Source organism: Nocardioides sp. SRI_004 (assembly GCF_057586415.1).
In genome coordinates this window covers 25,898-41,951 of record NZ_JBYCZV010000004.1, presented here as the reverse complement: position 1 = coordinate 41,951, position 16,054 = coordinate 25,898, and the positions used below count along the sequence as shown (strand labels likewise).

Genomic DNA, 16,054 nt, shown 5'->3' with positions numbered 1-16,054 from the left:
AGCCCGAGGCCCCGCGCCGGACGGTGGTCTACGCCACAGCGCACCGGGTTTGACTGTCAGTTGACACGTTTCGGTTCCGATTTTGACTCGGCGCACGTACTCTCGCACACCATGGGTCAGATCGATACGAGCACGGCCGACCTCGCGTCGGTGGACGTCCACGCGCTGGGCGCACGCATCCGGGCGCTTCGCAGCCAGCGTGGCCTGACGCAGGGCGAGCTCGCCGGGAAGAGCCTCTCGACCGGCTACGTCTCCCGCATCGAGAGCGGTGGCCGACGCCCCACGATGAAGGTGCTGATCGAGCTCGCCGGTCGGCTCGGCACCACCACGGACCAGCTCCTCCACGGCATCGAGAGCTCGGCCTACGACGAGATCCGCCTCGGCCTCGACTACGCCGAGATCGCCCTCGAGAGCGGCGACGCAGGCGAAGCCGAGTCACACGCCCGGCAAGCCCTCGCCGCCGCCGAGGCGAGCCACCTCGCGTCCTTCGTCGAGCGCGGCGCCTACCTCCTCGGACGCGCCCTGGAGGCCCGCGGCGCCTACGACGAGGCCATCACCCGCTTCGAGCAGGTCGTCGCCACCAGCACCGGACTGCCCCGGCTCGAGGCCGGCATCGCGCTCAGCCGCTGCCTGCGTGACTCGGGCGACCTCAGCCTCGCGATCGAGGCCGGCGAGCAGGTGGAGGCGGCGTTCTCGGACACCCCGCTGGCCACCACCGACGAGGCGGTTCAGCTGTCGGTCACCATCGCGTCCGCCTACGCCGAGCGCGGCGACCTGTCCCGTGCCACCCGCCGCTGCACCGCCGCGATCGCGACGGCGGAGGCGCTGTCGTCGCCACGGGCCCGCGCCGCGGCGTACTGGAACGCCAGCGTGGTCGAGTCCACCAAGGGTCGCACCACCGCCGCCGCTCCCCTGGCGGCCCGCGCCCTCGCCCTGCTGAGCGAGGGCCGCGACGAGCGCAACCTGGCGCGCCTGCGCCTCCAGGTCGGCCGGCTGCTGCTGCAGGCCGACCCGCCGGAGGTGACGACCGCGATCGACCACGCCACCCGCGCGCGCGAGGACCTCGTGCACACCAGCGCGAGCGCCGTCGACCTGGCGTTCTGCGACGTGACGCTCGCCCAGGCACACCTCCTGACCGGCGACCACGTGTCGGCACGCGAGCTCGCCGAGCGCTGCCTCGAGACCGCGCCGGCCGAGGCGCCACTCCCGCGCGTCGAGGCGACGATCGTGCTCGGCCAGGTCGCGGCGAGCCAAGGGGACGTCGACGCTGCGCGCTCGAGCTACCAGTCGGCCGCGCAGCTGTTGTCGGCCGTCGGCGCGGACCGCTCCGCCGCCCAGGTCTGGTACGAGCTCGCGGAGCTCCTCGAGGAGGTCCACGACTACGACGGCGCCCGGACCGCGTTCAGGAGCGCCGCAGCGGCCACCGGTCTGGCTGCTCGCCGTCAGCGCGTCACGACGGCGGTGCTCAGCCGCTGACGCAGGCGGTCAGCAGCACCAGACGTTCTTCGCTGACACGGCGCTCTGCCCACCGGCGTGGGCGGGAGCGGCTGCTCCGACGAGCCCGAGGGTGGCGACGGCGAACCCGGCGAGAACGAGCTTGAACTTCCGCATGACGACCTCCGAGGTAGCGGCGGACGGCTTGGGGCGAGCCGTCTCACTCGGCAAGATCATGTCACAGGCAGTCACATTTGCAAGGCAAACGCGTGTACGCTGCAGGCACCTCGATGGCAGCAGCTCCACGAGCCCTGGCGCGTGACCCAATCCCCCAGAGGTCATGGGTCAGGGAGGCCGCAGCCGTCGAGGCCCGGGCAACTTCCGGGGCCCGGAGCACAGATGGCCCTCCCGCAGTCGGCGCTGCTGGAGGGCCATCGGCATGTCACGGGCCGGAGAGGTCCGCTCAGGCGTCGGTGGTCCGGTACCTGCCCTTGAAGAAGAGCAACGGCTCGCTCGTCCCGCCGTCCGGGCCGCGGGTCTCGAGGTGCTCGACCCTGCCGACCACGATGAAGTGGTCCCCGCCCTCGTAGACGGCGTGGATGGTGCAGTCGAGATGGGCCAGCGTGCCGGTGATGACCGGCGAGCCGGTCGCCGTCGCCGGCGTCCAGTCGATGCCGGCGAACTTGTCGGCGCCCTTGGTCGCCATCTGGGCGGAGACGTGCTCCTGGTCGGCCGCCAGCACGTTGACGCAGAACCGGCCGGCACGCTGGATGAGCGGCCAGGCGCGCGACGTCCGCGCCGGGATGAACGTGATCAGGGGCGGGTCGAGGGACACGCTGGAGAACGACTGGCAGGTCATCCCGACCGGCTCGTCGCCGCTCATCGTCGTGATCACGGTGATGCCCGAGGCGAACGAGCCCAGGACGTCGCGGAAGCGACGGGCGGCGGCCTGCGCCTCCGGGTCGTCGTGGACCGCGACCTCCTCGCCGGGGCGCAGCTCGAAGTCGACCTCCGCGTCACCGAGCCAGGACTGGATCAGCTCCGGGTGCGGCCAGGTCTCGCGGGCGTCCGGGCTGATGCCGTCGGGTATCGCGTCCTGGTTCTCTGCCACGGTGTCCACGCTAACGGTCCCTCAGTGCCCACCGAAGACATGGCCCCAGTACGAGACCGCGGTCGACTCACGTGCGACCCAACGGCTGTCGTCGACGGTCATGCCGTCGGTGCCGAACTCGACGTCGAAGCCGCCGGGCGACTTCACGTAGAACGAGATCATCTCGTCGTTCATGTGCCGGCCGAGCGTCGCCGACAGCGGCGCGCCGTGCTTGCGGACCCGCTCGAGCGCGCGGCCGACGTGGTCGAGCTTGTCGACCTCGAGCATGACGTGGACGCACTTGCTCGGGTTCGGCATCGGCAGGAAGGCCAGCGAGTGGTGCCGCGGGTTGACGCCGAGGAAGCGCAGCCAGACCTTGCTGCCCGGCTCCTTGCCGACGAACTCGCCGGGCATGCTCATCGAGTCGCGCAGGCGGAAGCCGAGGACCTCGGTGTAGAAGCGGAGCGCCTCGACGTCGTCGAGCACCGGCACCACGATGTGCCCGAGGCCCTGGTCGCCGGTGACGAAGGTGGCGGCGTACGGCGTGACGACGGGGCGGGCCTCGTAGGTGATGCCGTGGTAGAGCTCGAAGACGTTGTCCCACGGGTCGCGGAAGCGCACGAGCTCCTGCACGCGGCGCTCGTCGAGCTCCTCCTTCGTGCCCTCCTCGAACTCGACGCCGGACTTCTGCAGGTGCTCGCGGGCGGCCTGCAGGGCCTGGTGGTCGGCGACCTCCCAGCCGGTGCAGTCCAGCTGGTCCACGTCGGAGGGGAAGACGACGACGCGGGCCGAGACCTCGTCGATGCGCCAGTACTGGTGGTCGGGGTTCGGGCCGCGGCCCTCGGCCAGGCCGAGGACCTTGCCGGCGAACTGCTTCCAGGCGTCCAGGTCGGTGCTGGCCACCCGGATGTAGCCCATGGAGCGGATGTCGATGGTCATCGTCGCGTCCTTTCGACGTGGCGGGCCAGGAAGGCCGTGCAGATCTCGGCGAACTCGTCGGCCGCCTCGATCTGGGCCCAGTGGCCGCAGTTCGGGAACACGTGCAGCTGCGCCTTCGGGATCTGCTTGAGGGCGACGAGCGCGCCGTCGAGCGGGTTGACCCGGTCCTCGCGGCCCCACGTGAGCAAAGTGTGCTTGCGCAGGCGGTGCGCCTCGCGCCAGAGCATGCCGTCCTCGGCCCACTCGGGGTTCCAGAAGGACGCACCCATCGAGCGCATCGCCTCCAGCGAGCCGGGCGCCGTGGCGTCGGCGAAGCGCTCCTCGACGAGCTCGTCGGTCACCAGGTCCTGGTTGACCACCATCGTCGAGATGAAGGCACGCAGCGCCTCGCGGCTGGGGTTCATGCTGAAGTCCATGAGCCGCTTCACGCCCTCGGTGGGGTCCGCGTGGAACAGGTTGACCGACAGGCCGCCCGGGCCCATCAGGACCAGCCGGCCGACGCGGTCGGGGTACTCGAGGGCGAACCGGGTCGCCGTACCACCGCCGAGGGAGTTGCCCAGCAGGTGGATCCGCTCGATCTGCAGCTCGTCGAGCAGCTGGACGAGGTACGACGCCGAGTGGCGGAAGTAGTTCGCCGTCACCGGCGGCTTGTCCGACTGGCCGAAGCCGGGCTGGTCGACCAGCAGGGTCCGGAAGGTCTGCGCGAACCTCGGGAGCGCCGAGCCGAAGTTGCTCCAGGCCGAGGCGCCGGGCCCGCCGCCGTGCAGCAGCACGAACGGGAGCCCGCCGCCCACCTGCGAGCCGTCCTCGGGACCGGCCTCGTAGTAGTTCAGCGTGATGTCGCCGGCCTTGGCCGACCGGCGGGTCGCCTCCTTGGAGAAGGCAGTGCTGTCAGCGGTCACGGTCAGTACATCCCCGGGTCGACCTTGTGCCCGAACTGCTGGCCGCCGTACATCTGCAGCGCGCGCTCGGGGTCGTTGGCGGCGTGGACGCGGCCCGCGTGGGAGTCGCGCCAGGCCCGCTGGAGGTAGGTGCCCTCGGCGAGCGCCCGGCCGCCCGAGGCCTCGAACAGGGCGTCGATGGCCTCGATGGAGCGCGCGGTGCCGAGCACCTGGTCGCGGCGCACGCGCAGGCGCAGCTCGAGCGGGATCGGCTCGCCCTTCGCCACGTGGGCCTGCTCCTCGCGGATGTTGTTCATCAGCAGCGCCCAGGCAGCGTCGATCTCCGACGAGGCGCGGGCGATGCGGACCGCGGCGAACGGGTCGAGGGACGCCTTCTCACCGAGGTACGCCGCACGGACGCGCTTCTGCTGCATCTCGACGTGCTCGGCGTACGCACCCTTGGCCATGCCGATGATCGGCGTGGCGATGGTGCTGGTGAAGATCGAGTGGAAGGGCAGCTTGTAGAGGTCGCTGGTGTTGACCGCCTGGCCCGGGCCCTTGCACTGGCCGGTCTCCCCCATCGAGAGCGTGAACTCCTCGGGGATGAAGGTCTCCTCCACGACGATGTCGTTGGAGCCGGTGCCGCGCAGGCCGACGACATTCCAGACGTCGACGACCTGGTACTTCTCCCGCGGGACCATGAAGGTGCGGAAGTCGACGACCTGGCCCTCCTCGTTGAACACGAGGCCGCCCAGCAGCACCCAGGAGCAGTGGTCGCTGCCGGACGAGAAGCTCCACTTGCCGGACAGCTTGAAGCCACCCTCGGTGAGGACCGCCTTGCCGGTCGGGGCATACGACGACGAGAGGCGCACGCTCTGGTCGGCGCCCCAGACGGCCTGCTGGGCCTTGTCGTCGAAGAGCGCGACCTGCCACGGGTGGACGCCGACCACGCTGGAGACCCAGCCGGTCGAGCCGTCGGCGGAGGCGATGTCGCGGACCGCGGTGTAGAACGCCACCGGGTCGGCCTCGAGGCCGCCGTACCGCTTCGGCTGCAGCAGCCGGAAGAAGCCGGTCTCCTCGAGCTCCTTGATCGACGCGTCCGGAATGACCCGGAGGCGGTCTCCCTCCTCGGCGCGCTCACGGAACGTGGGGAGCAGGTCGCGGACGCCGTCGAGAACGGCGGTGACCTCGGGAGAGAAGTCCTGGTGCATGTGCGCTCCTAGTGGATGGATCGAATGAGCCAATACTAGAACACGTTCTTGTTTTGGTCCATGCGACGCTCCCGGTGAGTGCGACGTGGGGACACATCCAGGCGGCACGGGCGGCCGTCCCTGGTCGCTAGGGTCGGACACATGGCTGTCGTCCACTCCTCCGCGACCATCCGCCCCACCAAGCAGGAGCTGCTGGAGACCGTCCTCGACGGGCCCGTCGAGGTCGTCGGCGCCTACCGCTTCGACGACCCCGACGGCGAGGTCGGCGTCGAGGGCTTCCTCGTGCGCCGCGAGGACCTGCTGCAGCACGTGCTGTTCAGCTACCGCGGCGCGATCCTCGCCGAGGACGGGGCCCGGCTCGTGAGCACGATGGAGCACTCGGAGCTGGGTCCGCGCTGGATCTACGACGGCGCGACCGACCCCGTCGCGGTCGCATGCGTGCGCCGGGCGATCCTGGGCGAGCAGGCGCAGGCGGTGCTGGAGCTGTGGGAGGACGGACGGCTCGTCGGCACGCGCGAGCCGGCGGTGCGGTTGAGCGCGGTGGCGGGCGACGCGGCCGGAAGCACGGCCGGGGGCACGGCCGGGGACGCGGGCGATCCGGCGGGCGTCGTCCACGTGCTGCGGGAGCCGGAGGAGGCCGCGTCCGGTCCCGCGCTGCTGGCGACCTGGGACGGCGGCCGGGCCGTCATCGCGCGTCTGGACTGACCCGCAGCTGCGCGCCCAGTCTCGCGGCGAGCTCCACCGACGCCTCGATCTCCTCGCGCCGGATCGAGACGCTCTCCACGTTGAGCCCGAACGGGACGTCGAGGCGGCGGCAGAACTCGACGAGCTCGGCAGCGGTCGCCGCCGACTGCTCCAGCGAGGCCCGCAGCGGGTTGGTCGCGTGACGCAGGTCGTTCTCGATCCACCGCGGGACGTCGACGCCGAGCCAGCGCAGGAACTCGAGGGTCTTCATCGACCCGCACACCGAGAACGTGAACACGATCGGCACCGGGGCCGTCCCGCGCTCCGCGCAGGCGTAGCGGTAGTCGGACACGAGGTTCTTGGCCGCGTTGACGTCGTACACGACCTGGGTGACGAAGAACCGGCAGCCCGCCTCCTGCTTGGCGATCAGCCGCAGGTGCTCGTTCTCGCGACGACGGTGCCGCTCCGGGATCGCCACTCCCCCGAGGAGCAGGTCCGGGTTGGCCTCGGCGCGCAGCGCCTGGGCGTCGGCGAGGGACAGCGGCGGTGTCGCTCCGCTGGAGGCGGCGCCGACCATGACGGTCAACGTGCTGCGGGGGTCCTGCTCGGCGATCCACGTGCGCAGGCCCTCGGGCTGGTACTTGCCCACGGCGCGGTAGACGATGACCGGCGTCCGCCACGACCCGAAGTGCTCCGCCCGGTACGTCGACGGGTCGACCGTCGGGCTGAACGGGAACGGCCGCTCCGCCGGGTTGCGGGAGCTCTCGTCGTCGATGTCGTAGAGGATCAGGCCGTCGAGGTCGAGGTGGTCGAGCCGCTCGACGGTGGCGCGCGCGATCTCCGGCAGCCGTTCGGCCGGAGTCGACTGCCGCGGCGGCGTGAGGGCGAAGAGGACGAAGCCGCCCTGGCCGGCCGCGATGCGCGTTGCGAGGTCCACGGCGCGAGGGTAGCGAGCGGGCCGCGCGCCGCCGTACCGGTCTCAGGTCGCCGCCTTCGGGTACCCAGCCATGATGACCTCCGTCCGCGTCGGGCTCGTCGCCGATCCCGCCGAGCCCACGGTGGTCGCCCGCCGGTTCCGCGACCACGAGTCGCGCCGCGACGCGGCACAGCGCCGGGACTGGCAGGTCGAGGTGGTCAGCGAACCGTTCACACTCGCCTGCGAGGACCTCGGCACCGCGCTCGGCAGGCTCACCGACCACGCTGACGCACGCGGCTGGGACCTCGTCGTCGGCATCACCGAGCTCCCGCTGCGCGACGACGAAGGCCGCTACCTCCTGGTCGAGACCGACCACGACCACCGGGCGGCACTGCTCTCCCTGCCCGCACTGGCGGGGCTGCGGGTCCACAGCCGCAGCCGGCGCGCCCTGCAGGAGCTGATCCACGGGCTCGACGGCTCCTCCACCCAACCCCAGCGGGTGCCGCTGCCGTCGCGCAGTGGCCGCTGGCGACTCCTGCTCGGCATGGTGCTCGCCAACCGGCCCTGGCTCGTCGTGCCCGGACTGAAGTCGGCGTTGATCGCCGCCCTCACGACCGGCGCCATCGCGACGATCAACTCCACCGTCTGGCTCCTCGCCGACTCGCTGTCGTGGTGGCGGTTGGTCGTGGCCACGGCCGTCTCGCTGGCGATGGTGGTCGGCTGGCTCGTCATCGACGGCGAGCTCTGGGACCACCCGGAGGACGGCTCCGCCGAAGCGCGCGAGAGGTCGCGGCTCTACAACCTCTCCACCCTGCTGACGTTGTCGGTCGGCGCCGTCATCTGCTACCTCGCGCTCTTCGTCCTGAACCTGCTGTGGGCGCTCTTCGTGCTCGATCCCGACGTCATGGGCGGCTACCTCGAACGGGGCGTCGAGCACGGCGACCTGTTGGTCCTGTCCTGGTTCGTGGCCTCGGCGGCGACCATCGGCGGTGCGCTGGGCAGCGGCCTGGAGTCCGACGAGGCGATTCGGGCGGCGACGTACTCCAAGCGTGAGGAGGACCGGCGCAACCGGTTGGCAGGAGCGCGGGACTGACGGGGGGCGTACGGCGACCGCGGTCGGTCGCGCAGAACTCCGGTGGTCGAGGAGGTCGCGCAGCGACCGGTGGTCGAGGAGGTCGCGCAGCGACCCGGTGGTCGAGGAGGTCGCGCAGCGACCGTCACGAGACCCCTTGCTCCGGTGCACCCGCTGTGCCCTGCGGTTGGTCGGCGGTCGGGTCTTCAAGCGCAGCGACGAGGACGGCGGGCAGGTAGCTGGGTCCGGCGGTCGGGTGCGGTCCGGCGGCCTCGTCGAGTCACTCCTTGCGCCACCTGTCGTCCACAAGGCCCCGTTGCAGAGCCGTTGTGCACAGGCACTTTCCGCTCCACCTGGTTGTGTCGGCACCCCGTGATCCAATACACGTATGGCCACTCGGGACCGACACCACCAGCTCGCGGACATGTCCGCCGACGCCGTGCTGTCCTTCGCCGAGCAGCGCCACGCGGCCCGACTCGACGCCGAACGCGACATCCTCGAAGCCGCCTACCAGTGGGCAGTCCTCCACTCACCCGACGCGCTCCCGGCCACGGACAAGCGCGGTCGCGAGCGGGCGAAGCCTGCTGGTGCGGTGGGTACGCCGCGGATCACCGAGCACGCCGCCGCGACCTTCGGCGCCCGGATCCAGACCAGCCCCTACGGCGCGAAGCGACTGATCGCCGACGCGGTCGACCTCGTCCACCGCCTCCCGAAGCTCTGGGCCGGCGTGAAAGCCGGTCAGGTGCGCTCCACGCATGCTCGTCATGTCGCCGACGCCACCCGCGAACTCACTGCGGACGAGGCCGCCTGGGTCGACGCCGAGGTGGTGGAGATCGCTGACGGCAGGTTGGCCTGGTCCCGGTTCGAAGCCGTCGTCGAGGGCAAGGTCGCCGCAGCCTCTCCCGAGCTCGCGAGGGCCAAAGAGGAGGCGGCCGCGAAGGACACCTTCATCCGCCGCTCCCGCGTCGACAAGCACGGCATCATGACGATGACCATCCGCGACCACGCCGCCGTGATCCTCGGCTCCGAAGCGGGCATCGACGCCACCGCCGACGGGCTGAAGGACCAGATGCCCGACGCCACCAAGACCGAACGACGCCTGGCGGCGTTCGCACTGCTGACCAACCCCGAGGCCCACGTCGACCTGACGGTCGGGCCGGTGAAGCCGAAGGTCCTCATCCGGCTCCACTGCACCCCCGACTCGGCCATCGCCCGGATGGAAGGCCACGGCCCGCTCACCACCGCCTACGTCCGCCACCTCGTCGACCACTACGCCAGCGGCGTGAAGGTCCAACCCGTCATCAACCTCAACCAAGGCGCATCCGTCGACGCCTACGAAATCCCCCACCGGCTCCGCGAGGCCGTGCACCTCATCCACCCCGGCGACACGTTCCCGTTCGCGGCGAACCTGTCCCGCAAGGTCGATCTGGACCACCAGATCCCCTACGCCGAGGGCGGCACCACCTCGACCGACAACCTCGGCCCGTTGACGAGGACCCACCACCGCATCAAGACCCACGCCGGCTGGGAAGTCCGACAACCCTTCCCCGGGATCGTCATCTGGCGAGACCCACACGGGGCCCACTACCTGGTCGACCAGACCGGAACACGCAAGGTCACCGTCGCCTGACAACAGGACGGTGCCGTCGTGGCTGCCTGGCGGGGGTTCTGGTGTGTGTCACTCCGCGGGCGGGATGTTCTGGTTGTGCCGGAACACGTTGGTCGGGTCCCAGGCCTTCTTCAGCTCACGCAGCCGCTGGTAGGTCTCGCGGCCGTACGCCGCCTCGACGCGCAGCAGGCCCTCGTCGCCGATAAAGTTGAGGTAGGCGTGCCCGGTGCTCCACGGCTTCACCGATCCCGCGAGGCGGCGCGTGAAGGCGATGTTCGTCTCGTCCTGGGCGTGGTCGGGCGGCCACATCGACAGGTAGTGCAGGTTCCACGGGGACTGGCGGTTGCCGAAGGCGGTCGCGTCGTCGTCCACGCGGGCGATCGCGCCGCCGCCCGCGACGATGATGATCTGGCTCAACGGCGAGACGGGCGGCATCGCGTGAGCGAGGTAGGTGTCGACCGCCTCGTCCGGGAAGGAGCTTAGGAAGTCGCCGCTCCAGTAGTTGTGCATCCCCTTGACGTTCGGCGGGTCGAGCAGCTGCTGGACGGCGACGTAGGGCATCGGCTGGACCAGGTTGGCAGCGGGCGGGCCGAACTCGGTGAGCGGGGCGAGGACCTCGCGTCCCTCGTCGACGTCGCCGGCGTAGAGGAGCAGCACGCCGACGGCCGGCTGTCCGCGGGCGGGCTCGGGCACGAACTCCTCGGGCGGGGCGGTGATCAGCGCGACGCCGGAGCCGACCTCGTCGGGAGCGGTCAGCATGAAGTCCCGCCAATGGGTCAGCACCTCCCTGGCCTGGAAGCCCGGGTAGAGCAGCATGCCGCCGTACACGATCGGCCCCACCTCGTGCAGGCGGAAGGTGAACTCGGTGACGACACCGAAGTTGCCTCCGCCGCCGCGGATCGCCCAGAACAGGTCCGGGTTCTCGCTCTCCGACGCGGTCACGATGTCGCCGGAGGCGGTGACGACCTCGGCCGCGAGCAGGTTGTCGCACGTGAACCCGAGCTTGCGCTCGAGCCAGCCGCTGCCGCTGCCCAGCGAGAGCCCGCCGACGCCCGTCGTGGACACGCGGCCACCCGTCACGGCGAGGCCGTGCTCCTGCGTCGCCGCGTCGACCATCCCCCAGGTGGCGCCGCCGCCGACCCGCGCCGTCCTGGCGTCGGGATCGACCACCACGTGGGCGAGCGGCCGCAGGTCAACGCAGACACCGCCGTCGATGACGGCGGCGCCGGTGACGCCGTGGCCGCCGCCGTACACGGAGATGCCGAGTCCGTCCGCGAGCGCCTGCGTGATCGCGTCGGCGACCTCCTGCGCAGAGGCGCACTTCACGATCCGGGCCGGGGACCGGTCGATCAGCCCGTTGAAGACGGTCCGGGCCTCGTCGTAGCCGGGATCACCCGGACGCAGGACGGTGCTGGATGAGATCTCGGTCAAGGGGTGCCTCCTCGGACGGCCCGAGAAAGGTCTGACGCTCCATGCTGCGCCCGCCCGCCAGCGGTGGCAATGACCCGGACGGGTGGTTGCCACGAGCGGATCAGCGCAGTTCGACCAGTCGCACGAGGTCCTCGTCCTCGAAGTCCTGGCCGCCGCCCTCGACGTGCGCCGTCGCCACACCGATGCGCCGGCAGAAGTCGAAGACCTGGTCCTCGACGAGGTGGGTGCGGAACCAGACCAGGTCGCCGTCGAGGTCGGCGGCGTGCCGGTGCTCGTACGTCGCGACCGTCCCCATGTCGGAGCGCCGGAGTAGGCGGACAGTGGAGCGCTGCCGGAGCGGCAGGATGTAGACGCCCAGCGTCACGAAGTAGAGCGCTCCGCCCGCCGCGATCCAGCCTGCCTTCCTCCCCCGCCGGATCGGCTCGTACTCCACCTCGATCGCGAACCAGCGGCCGGCGACGTCGGCCGTCGTGACCCCGGCCGCGGGCTCGGTCACGACACTCCGTACGGACGCTCGTCGGCGACGTACCAGACGGTCCAGGCGACCGGGAAGAAGACGGCCGCCACCGCGGCGACACCGCGCCCGCTCCCCCGGCGCCGTTGCCCCTGCCAGGTCAGCGCCGCCGGCACGCCCAGCACCACGACGAGTGCGGCCAGCATCAGGATCACCAGGCCAGTGTCCCTCGACCACGTCGACCTCGCCAGGAGATCCGCGGAACGCCGATGTGGCCGTTTCCCGGTGCGGTCCACGCGCGACAGCGACACTGGGGCTCCTGAACGAGGAGGAAGCGATGAGCTCGGACGACATGCACGGGGCGGCCTCGGCACCCGAGGCCGGCCGGGGGCTCGCGGCCGCGGACCGGGTCCCGCTCTACCTGTTCGGGCTCACCCTGCTCGTGATCGTCGCCTTCGTCGCCGGGGTCGCGCAGTTCGAGGCGACCGAGTGCAGCGGGCCGGAGGACGGCGAGTGCGACATGGCGGCCTTCGGCGGCATCTTCTGGGCGCTGTGTGCCTTCACCGCCGGCGTGGTCGCGATCGTCGTCGCCGAGGTCGTCCGGGCCGTTCGGAGGCGCACCGGACGCGCCCCCGCCGGCGTCAGGTGAGGTCCGGGTTGACCTGCACCTCGCACAGCACCACCCCGTCGACCTCGAACTGCTTGACGCTGTCGAACTTCGGCCACGGGTCGCGGCGCCAGTTCATCAGTGTGTAGATGCCGAAGTCGGGCTTGCCCTCGGGGAGGACCTCCAGCTGCTTCGAGCGGTACTGCTCGAGCTGGCCGTCGACGCCCCAGCGGTTCTGGACGGTGGCCTTCTTCTTCGAGGTGTAGTCGCGCCAGTGGTCGTCGAGCCACAGCATCGCGTCGCGCGTGCAGGCGGCCCAGTAGTCGGTCTCGAACTGCGTGTGCTGCTTCTCGAAGCCGCCGGTCGCGGCGTTGAAGTACATGTACTCGTACGGGTAGATCCGGGCCACGCCGACGAGCACCTGCACCTGCGCGGCGACCGCCACGAGCACGGCGACGCCGGCCGCCCACGGCCGCCAGCGCACCGATGCGCCCTCGCGCAGCAGCCAGCCGACGCCCACGACCAGCGCGTACGCCGCCAGCAGCAGCATCGGCGGGACCACGAAGAGGAAGTGGCGCAGGGCGTTGTAGAGCGTCGGGTCGAGCGCGATCAGCGCGAGCACCGGGAAGAGGAACGCACCGAGCAGGGCGATGTCGGAGGCGGTGCCGCGGCGTCGTACCAGGTCGACGAGGGCCAGCGCCGTGCCGGCGAGGGCCAGCAGCACCGAGAGCCACGGCGATCCCTGCCACAGCCAGGTCGGGACGTAGTCGCGTGGCAGCATCATCGCCTCGACCATCTCGCCCTTGTAGAGGATCGGGTCGTCCCAGGGGTACTTCGACATCGACGCGATCGCGGTGGGCAGCCCACCGACCGGGTTCAGGAAGACATAGGGCCAGACCGCCAGGATGGTGAGGTACGACGCCAGCCCGACCACACCCGCCCCGGCGGCCACCCGGCGCAGACCCGCCGCGTCACGGCCGTGGAGCAGCCACCACACCAGCGCGAGGACCCCGACGACCGGGACCCACAGCAGCGCGATCACCCGGATCGAGACGGCCAGGCCGAACACGACCCCCAGGACCGCCAGGCTGCGCCACGGCAACCGGTCGGGCTCCTCCTCCCACCGTCGCGCCAGGCGGATCGTCAGCCACAGCACGGCGAGCATCGCGACCGCGAGCGTGGTGTCCTTGGAGTTGGTGAGGATCGCGCCGGTCCAGCGGGGGTAGAGCGCGAGCGCGAGGGCGGCGGTGAGGGCGAACCACCACGCGCCCTGCTCGTTGATCCGCCGCGAGCCACGGGCGATCTCGAGGGCGCACAGCGCCATGAGGGCGACGCCGAGGACGCCGGTGAGGCCGCAGACCAGCGACCGGACCGTCCACGGGTCGGCGTCGAACAGCCGGCCCGCTCCCGACTGGAACGCGGCGACGACGGTCTCGAAGAAGGGACCGTGCTGCGGGAGCTGTGTCTTCTCGGGGTAGTCGAGGAAGCTGCGGTCGCTGCCGAGGCTGAGGTACCAGTCGAGGACGCGGTGCCCGTAGTCGTTCTGCAGCGGCTCGTCGAAGGTGCGACCGTGGACGTCCGCCTGGGTCAGGACGAAGCCGACGAGCAGCAGCAGGAGCAGGCCGAGGAGGACCTGGGGAGCACGACGCAGCACCACGCGAGGATAGGCGGCCCACCGTGACCGCACCGTCAGGCGCCCCGATGGGGCGCCCGACTGGCGCGAAGGTCACACGGTGACAGGTGCCTCCTGGGCAGCCCGGAGCTGCAGCGCGATGTCGATGAGCTGGTCCTCCTGGCCACCGATCAGCTTGCGCTTGCCGGCCTCCAGCAGGATCTGCGCGCCCGAGACGCCGTAGCGCTCGGCGGCGTTGCCGGCGTGCTTGAGGAACGAGGAGTAGACGCCGGCGTACCCCATCATCAGGGTCATCCGGTCGAGCTGGCACTCCTCCGGCATGGCCGGCTTGATGACGTCCTCGGACGCGTCGACGATCTTCAGGAAGTCGACACCGGTGGTCCACCCGAGCTTGTCGCACACGCCGACGAACGCCTCGAGGGGCGTGTTGCCGGCGCCGGCGCCGAAGCGGCGGACCGAGCCGTCGATCTGGGTGGCGCCCGCGCGGGCGGCGATGACGGTGTTGGAGACACCGAGGCCGAGGTTCTCGTGGCCGTGGAAGCCGACATCGGCCTGGCCGCCGATCTCGGCGACGACGGCCGCGACCCGGTCCGCGGTCTGCTCCATGATCAGCGCGCCGGCGGAGTCGACGACGTAGACGCACTGGCAGCCGGCGTCGACCATGATCCGCGCCTGCTTCGCCAGCACCTCGGGCGACTGCGTGTGGCTCATCATCAGGAAGCCGACGGTCTCCAGGCCGAGCTCGCGCGCGAGCCCGAAGTGCTGGATCGAGACGTCGGCCTCGGTGCAGTGCGTCGCCACCCGGCAGATCTGGCCGCCGTTGTCCTGCGCGGCGCGGATGTCGTCCTTGGTGCCGAGGCCCGGCAGCATCAGGAAGGCGATCTTGGCCCGCTTGGCCGTCTCGGCCGCGATCCTGATCAGCTCCTGCTCCGGGGTGCGGGAGAAGCCGTAGTTGAACGAGGAGCCGCCCAGCCCGTCGCCGTGGGTGACCTCGATGACCGGGACGCCGGACTCGTCGAGCGCGCGCACGATGTCCTCGACCTCCTGGCCGGTGAACTGGTGCCGCTTGTGGTGCGAGCCGTCGCGCAGGCAGGTGTCGGTCAGGCGCAGGTCGAGCTTGCCGAACGGCTCGTCGCCGTGGATCCCCGACCAGGTGCGGGCGAGTGCGTTGATGTCGGTCATGGTCAGCTGGCTCCCAGGATCGAGCGGGCGATGTTCTGGCCGACCTGGGTGGCGGCGGCCGTCATGATGTCGAGGTTGCCGGCGTACGGCGGCAGGAAGTCGCCTGCGCCCTCCACCTCGACGAAGATGGAGACCCGGCGCATGCCCCGCGTGAAGTCGGACGGGCCGTCGAACTGCGGCTCCTGCAGCAGCCGGTAGCCGGGGACGTACTCCTGGACGGCCTTCTCCATCCGGTGCACGGACTCCGCGATGGCGTCGGTGTCGGCGTCCGGGTCGACCGCGCAGAAGATCGTGTCGCGCATGATCATCGGCGGCTCGGCCGGGTTGAGGATGATGATCGCCTTGCCCTTCTCGGCGCCACCGATGCTCTCGACGCCGGCCGAGGTGGTCCGGGTGAACTCGTCGATGTTGGCCCGGGTGCCCGGGCCGGCCGACGCGGAGGAGACGGAGGCGACGATCTCGGCGTACGGCACCGGGGTGACCCGCGAGACCGCGTTGACCATCGGGATCGTGGCCTGGCCGCCGCAGGTGATCATGTTGACGTTGAGCGCGCCCACGTGCTCCTCGCCGTTGACCGGCGGGATGACGGCGGGGCCGACCGCGGCCGGGGTCAGGTCGATGGCGCGGATGCCGGCCTCGGCGTACCGGGGCGCGTACTCGCGGTGGACGTAGGCCGAGGTGGCCTCGAAGAGCAGGTCCGGGAGCTCGTCCTGCTTGAGCAGCCAGTCGACGCCCTCGTGGCTGGCGACGAGGCCCTTGTCGGCGGCGAGGCGGAGGCCCTCGGACGCCGGGTCGACGCCGATCATCCACCGCGGCTCGATCACGTCGCTCCGGAGCAGCTTGTAGAGCAGGTCCGTGCCGATGTTGCCGGGGCCGACGATCGCGGCCGTCAACTTCTTTCCACTCACGTC

The 16,054-nt window shown here is 71.1% G+C and carries 17 protein-coding genes; 5 read left to right on the top strand and 12 right to left on the bottom strand.

The features are described 5' to 3' along the window. Positions 1 to 111 precede the first annotated feature (111 nt). Positions 112 to 1,476 carry a helix-turn-helix domain-containing protein gene (locus tag AC2YHB_RS06055; protein WP_179651514.1) on the top strand — a complete coding sequence of 455 codons (1,365 nt, stop codon included), beginning with the start codon at positions 112 to 114 and terminating at the stop codon, positions 1,474 to 1,476. Positions 1,477 to 1,485: 9 nt separating this feature from the next. Here AC2YHB_RS06055 and AC2YHB_RS06050 read toward each other — a convergent pair whose 3' ends face one another. The 5 genes from AC2YHB_RS06050 to hsaA form a co-directional block, all read right to left on the bottom strand. Then, complete coding sequence (locus tag AC2YHB_RS06050; RefSeq protein WP_257026969.1) at positions 1,486 to 1,611, bottom strand: hypothetical protein; 126 nt, start codon at positions 1,609 to 1,611, stop codon at positions 1,486 to 1,488. A 286-nt stretch (positions 1,612 to 1,897) separates the two neighbouring features. Then, positions 1,898 to 2,545 carry a flavin reductase family protein gene (locus AC2YHB_RS06045; RefSeq protein ID WP_308645688.1) on the bottom strand — a complete coding sequence of 216 codons (648 nt, stop codon included), beginning with the start codon at positions 2,543 to 2,545 and terminating at the stop codon, positions 1,898 to 1,900. A gap of 21 nt (positions 2,546 to 2,566) precedes the next feature. Continuing rightward, the gene (gene hsaC, locus AC2YHB_RS06040; protein WP_218864779.1) at positions 2,567 to 3,463 is read right to left on the bottom strand and encodes an iron-dependent extradiol dioxygenase HsaC; all 897 of its coding nucleotides are present in this window, start codon (positions 3,461 to 3,463) and stop codon (positions 2,567 to 2,569) included. Further along, complete coding sequence (gene hsaD / locus AC2YHB_RS06035) at positions 3,460 to 4,365, bottom strand: 4,5:9,10-diseco-3-hydroxy-5,9,17-trioxoandrosta-1(10),2-diene-4-oate hydrolase (RefSeq protein WP_308645689.1); 906 nt, start codon at positions 4,363 to 4,365, stop codon at positions 3,460 to 3,462. The genes hsaC and hsaD overlap by 4 nt, the downstream gene beginning before the upstream one ends. 2 nt (positions 4,366 to 4,367) lie before the next feature. Beyond that, positions 4,368 to 5,555 (bottom strand): 3-hydroxy-9,10-secoandrosta-1,3,5(10)-triene-9,17-dione monooxygenase oxygenase subunit, encoded by a 1,188-nt coding sequence (gene hsaA, locus AC2YHB_RS06030; RefSeq protein ID WP_179651516.1) that lies wholly within the window; start codon positions 5,553 to 5,555, stop codon positions 4,368 to 4,370. A gap of 141 nt (positions 5,556 to 5,696) precedes the next feature. Here hsaA and AC2YHB_RS06025 point away from each other — a divergent pair, with 141 nt between their 5' ends. After that, a complete protein-coding gene (locus AC2YHB_RS06025; protein ID WP_179651518.1) occupies positions 5,697 to 6,260 on the top strand; it encodes a maltokinase N-terminal cap-like domain-containing protein in 564 nt (187 codons plus the stop codon). Here the strand turns inward: AC2YHB_RS06025 and AC2YHB_RS06020 are convergent. Further along, a complete protein-coding gene (locus AC2YHB_RS06020; RefSeq protein WP_179651520.1) occupies positions 6,241 to 7,176 on the bottom strand; it encodes a methylenetetrahydrofolate reductase in 936 nt (311 codons plus the stop codon). The two genes, AC2YHB_RS06025 and AC2YHB_RS06020, sit on opposite strands and share 20 nt — an antisense overlap. A 73-nt stretch (positions 7,177 to 7,249) precedes the next feature. Between AC2YHB_RS06020 and AC2YHB_RS06015 the strand changes: the two genes are divergently transcribed. Next, positions 7,250 to 8,248 (top strand): hypothetical protein, encoded by a 999-nt coding sequence (locus AC2YHB_RS06015; RefSeq protein ID WP_179651522.1) that lies wholly within the window; start codon positions 7,250 to 7,252, stop codon positions 8,246 to 8,248. Between the two features lie 367 nt (positions 8,249 to 8,615). Further along, entirely contained in the window at positions 8,616 to 9,857 is a 1,242-nt protein-coding gene (locus AC2YHB_RS06010; protein ID WP_179651524.1) for an HNH endonuclease signature motif containing protein, read from the top strand. Between the two features lie 48 nt (positions 9,858 to 9,905). On the opposite strand, the gene AC2YHB_RS06005 is transcribed toward AC2YHB_RS06010, so the two are convergent. From AC2YHB_RS06005 to AC2YHB_RS05995, 3 genes are all read right to left on the bottom strand, one after another. After that, a complete protein-coding gene (locus AC2YHB_RS06005) occupies positions 9,906 to 11,267 on the bottom strand; it encodes an FAD-binding oxidoreductase (protein ID WP_179651526.1) in 1,362 nt (453 codons plus the stop codon). Positions 11,268 to 11,367: 100 nt separating this feature from the next. Continuing rightward, positions 11,368 to 11,763 carry a hypothetical protein gene (locus AC2YHB_RS06000; RefSeq protein WP_179651528.1) on the bottom strand — a complete coding sequence of 132 codons (396 nt, stop codon included), beginning with the start codon at positions 11,761 to 11,763 and terminating at the stop codon, positions 11,368 to 11,370. After that, a complete protein-coding gene (locus AC2YHB_RS05995; protein ID WP_179651530.1) occupies positions 11,760 to 11,936 on the bottom strand; it encodes a hypothetical protein in 177 nt (58 codons plus the stop codon). The genes AC2YHB_RS06000 and AC2YHB_RS05995 overlap by 4 nt, the downstream gene beginning before the upstream one ends. Before the next feature lie 122 nt (positions 11,937 to 12,058). On the opposite strand from AC2YHB_RS05995, the gene AC2YHB_RS05990 reads away from it, so the two are divergent. Then, entirely contained in the window at positions 12,059 to 12,370 is a 312-nt protein-coding gene (locus AC2YHB_RS05990) for a hypothetical protein (protein ID WP_179651532.1), read from the top strand. Here AC2YHB_RS05990 and AC2YHB_RS05985 read toward each other — a convergent pair. The 3 genes from AC2YHB_RS05985 to AC2YHB_RS05975 form a co-directional block, all read right to left on the bottom strand. Further along, positions 12,363 to 13,982, bottom strand: coding sequence for a hypothetical protein (locus AC2YHB_RS05985; protein WP_487353667.1), 1,620 nt, complete (start codon positions 13,980 to 13,982; stop codon positions 12,363 to 12,365). The two genes, AC2YHB_RS05990 and AC2YHB_RS05985, sit on opposite strands and share 8 nt — an antisense overlap. A gap of 72 nt (positions 13,983 to 14,054) precedes the next feature. After that, on the bottom strand, positions 14,055 to 15,143 hold the full coding sequence (gene dmpG, locus AC2YHB_RS05980) for a 4-hydroxy-2-oxovalerate aldolase (protein WP_179651536.1): 1,089 nt from the start codon (positions 15,141 to 15,143) through the stop codon (positions 14,055 to 14,057). A gap of 2 nt (positions 15,144 to 15,145) precedes the next feature. Continuing rightward, positions 15,146 to 16,051, bottom strand: a complete 906-nt coding sequence (locus AC2YHB_RS05975) for an acetaldehyde dehydrogenase (acetylating) (protein ID WP_487353666.1) — start codon at positions 16,049 to 16,051, stop codon at positions 15,146 to 15,148. Positions 16,052 to 16,054 lie beyond the last annotated feature (3 nt).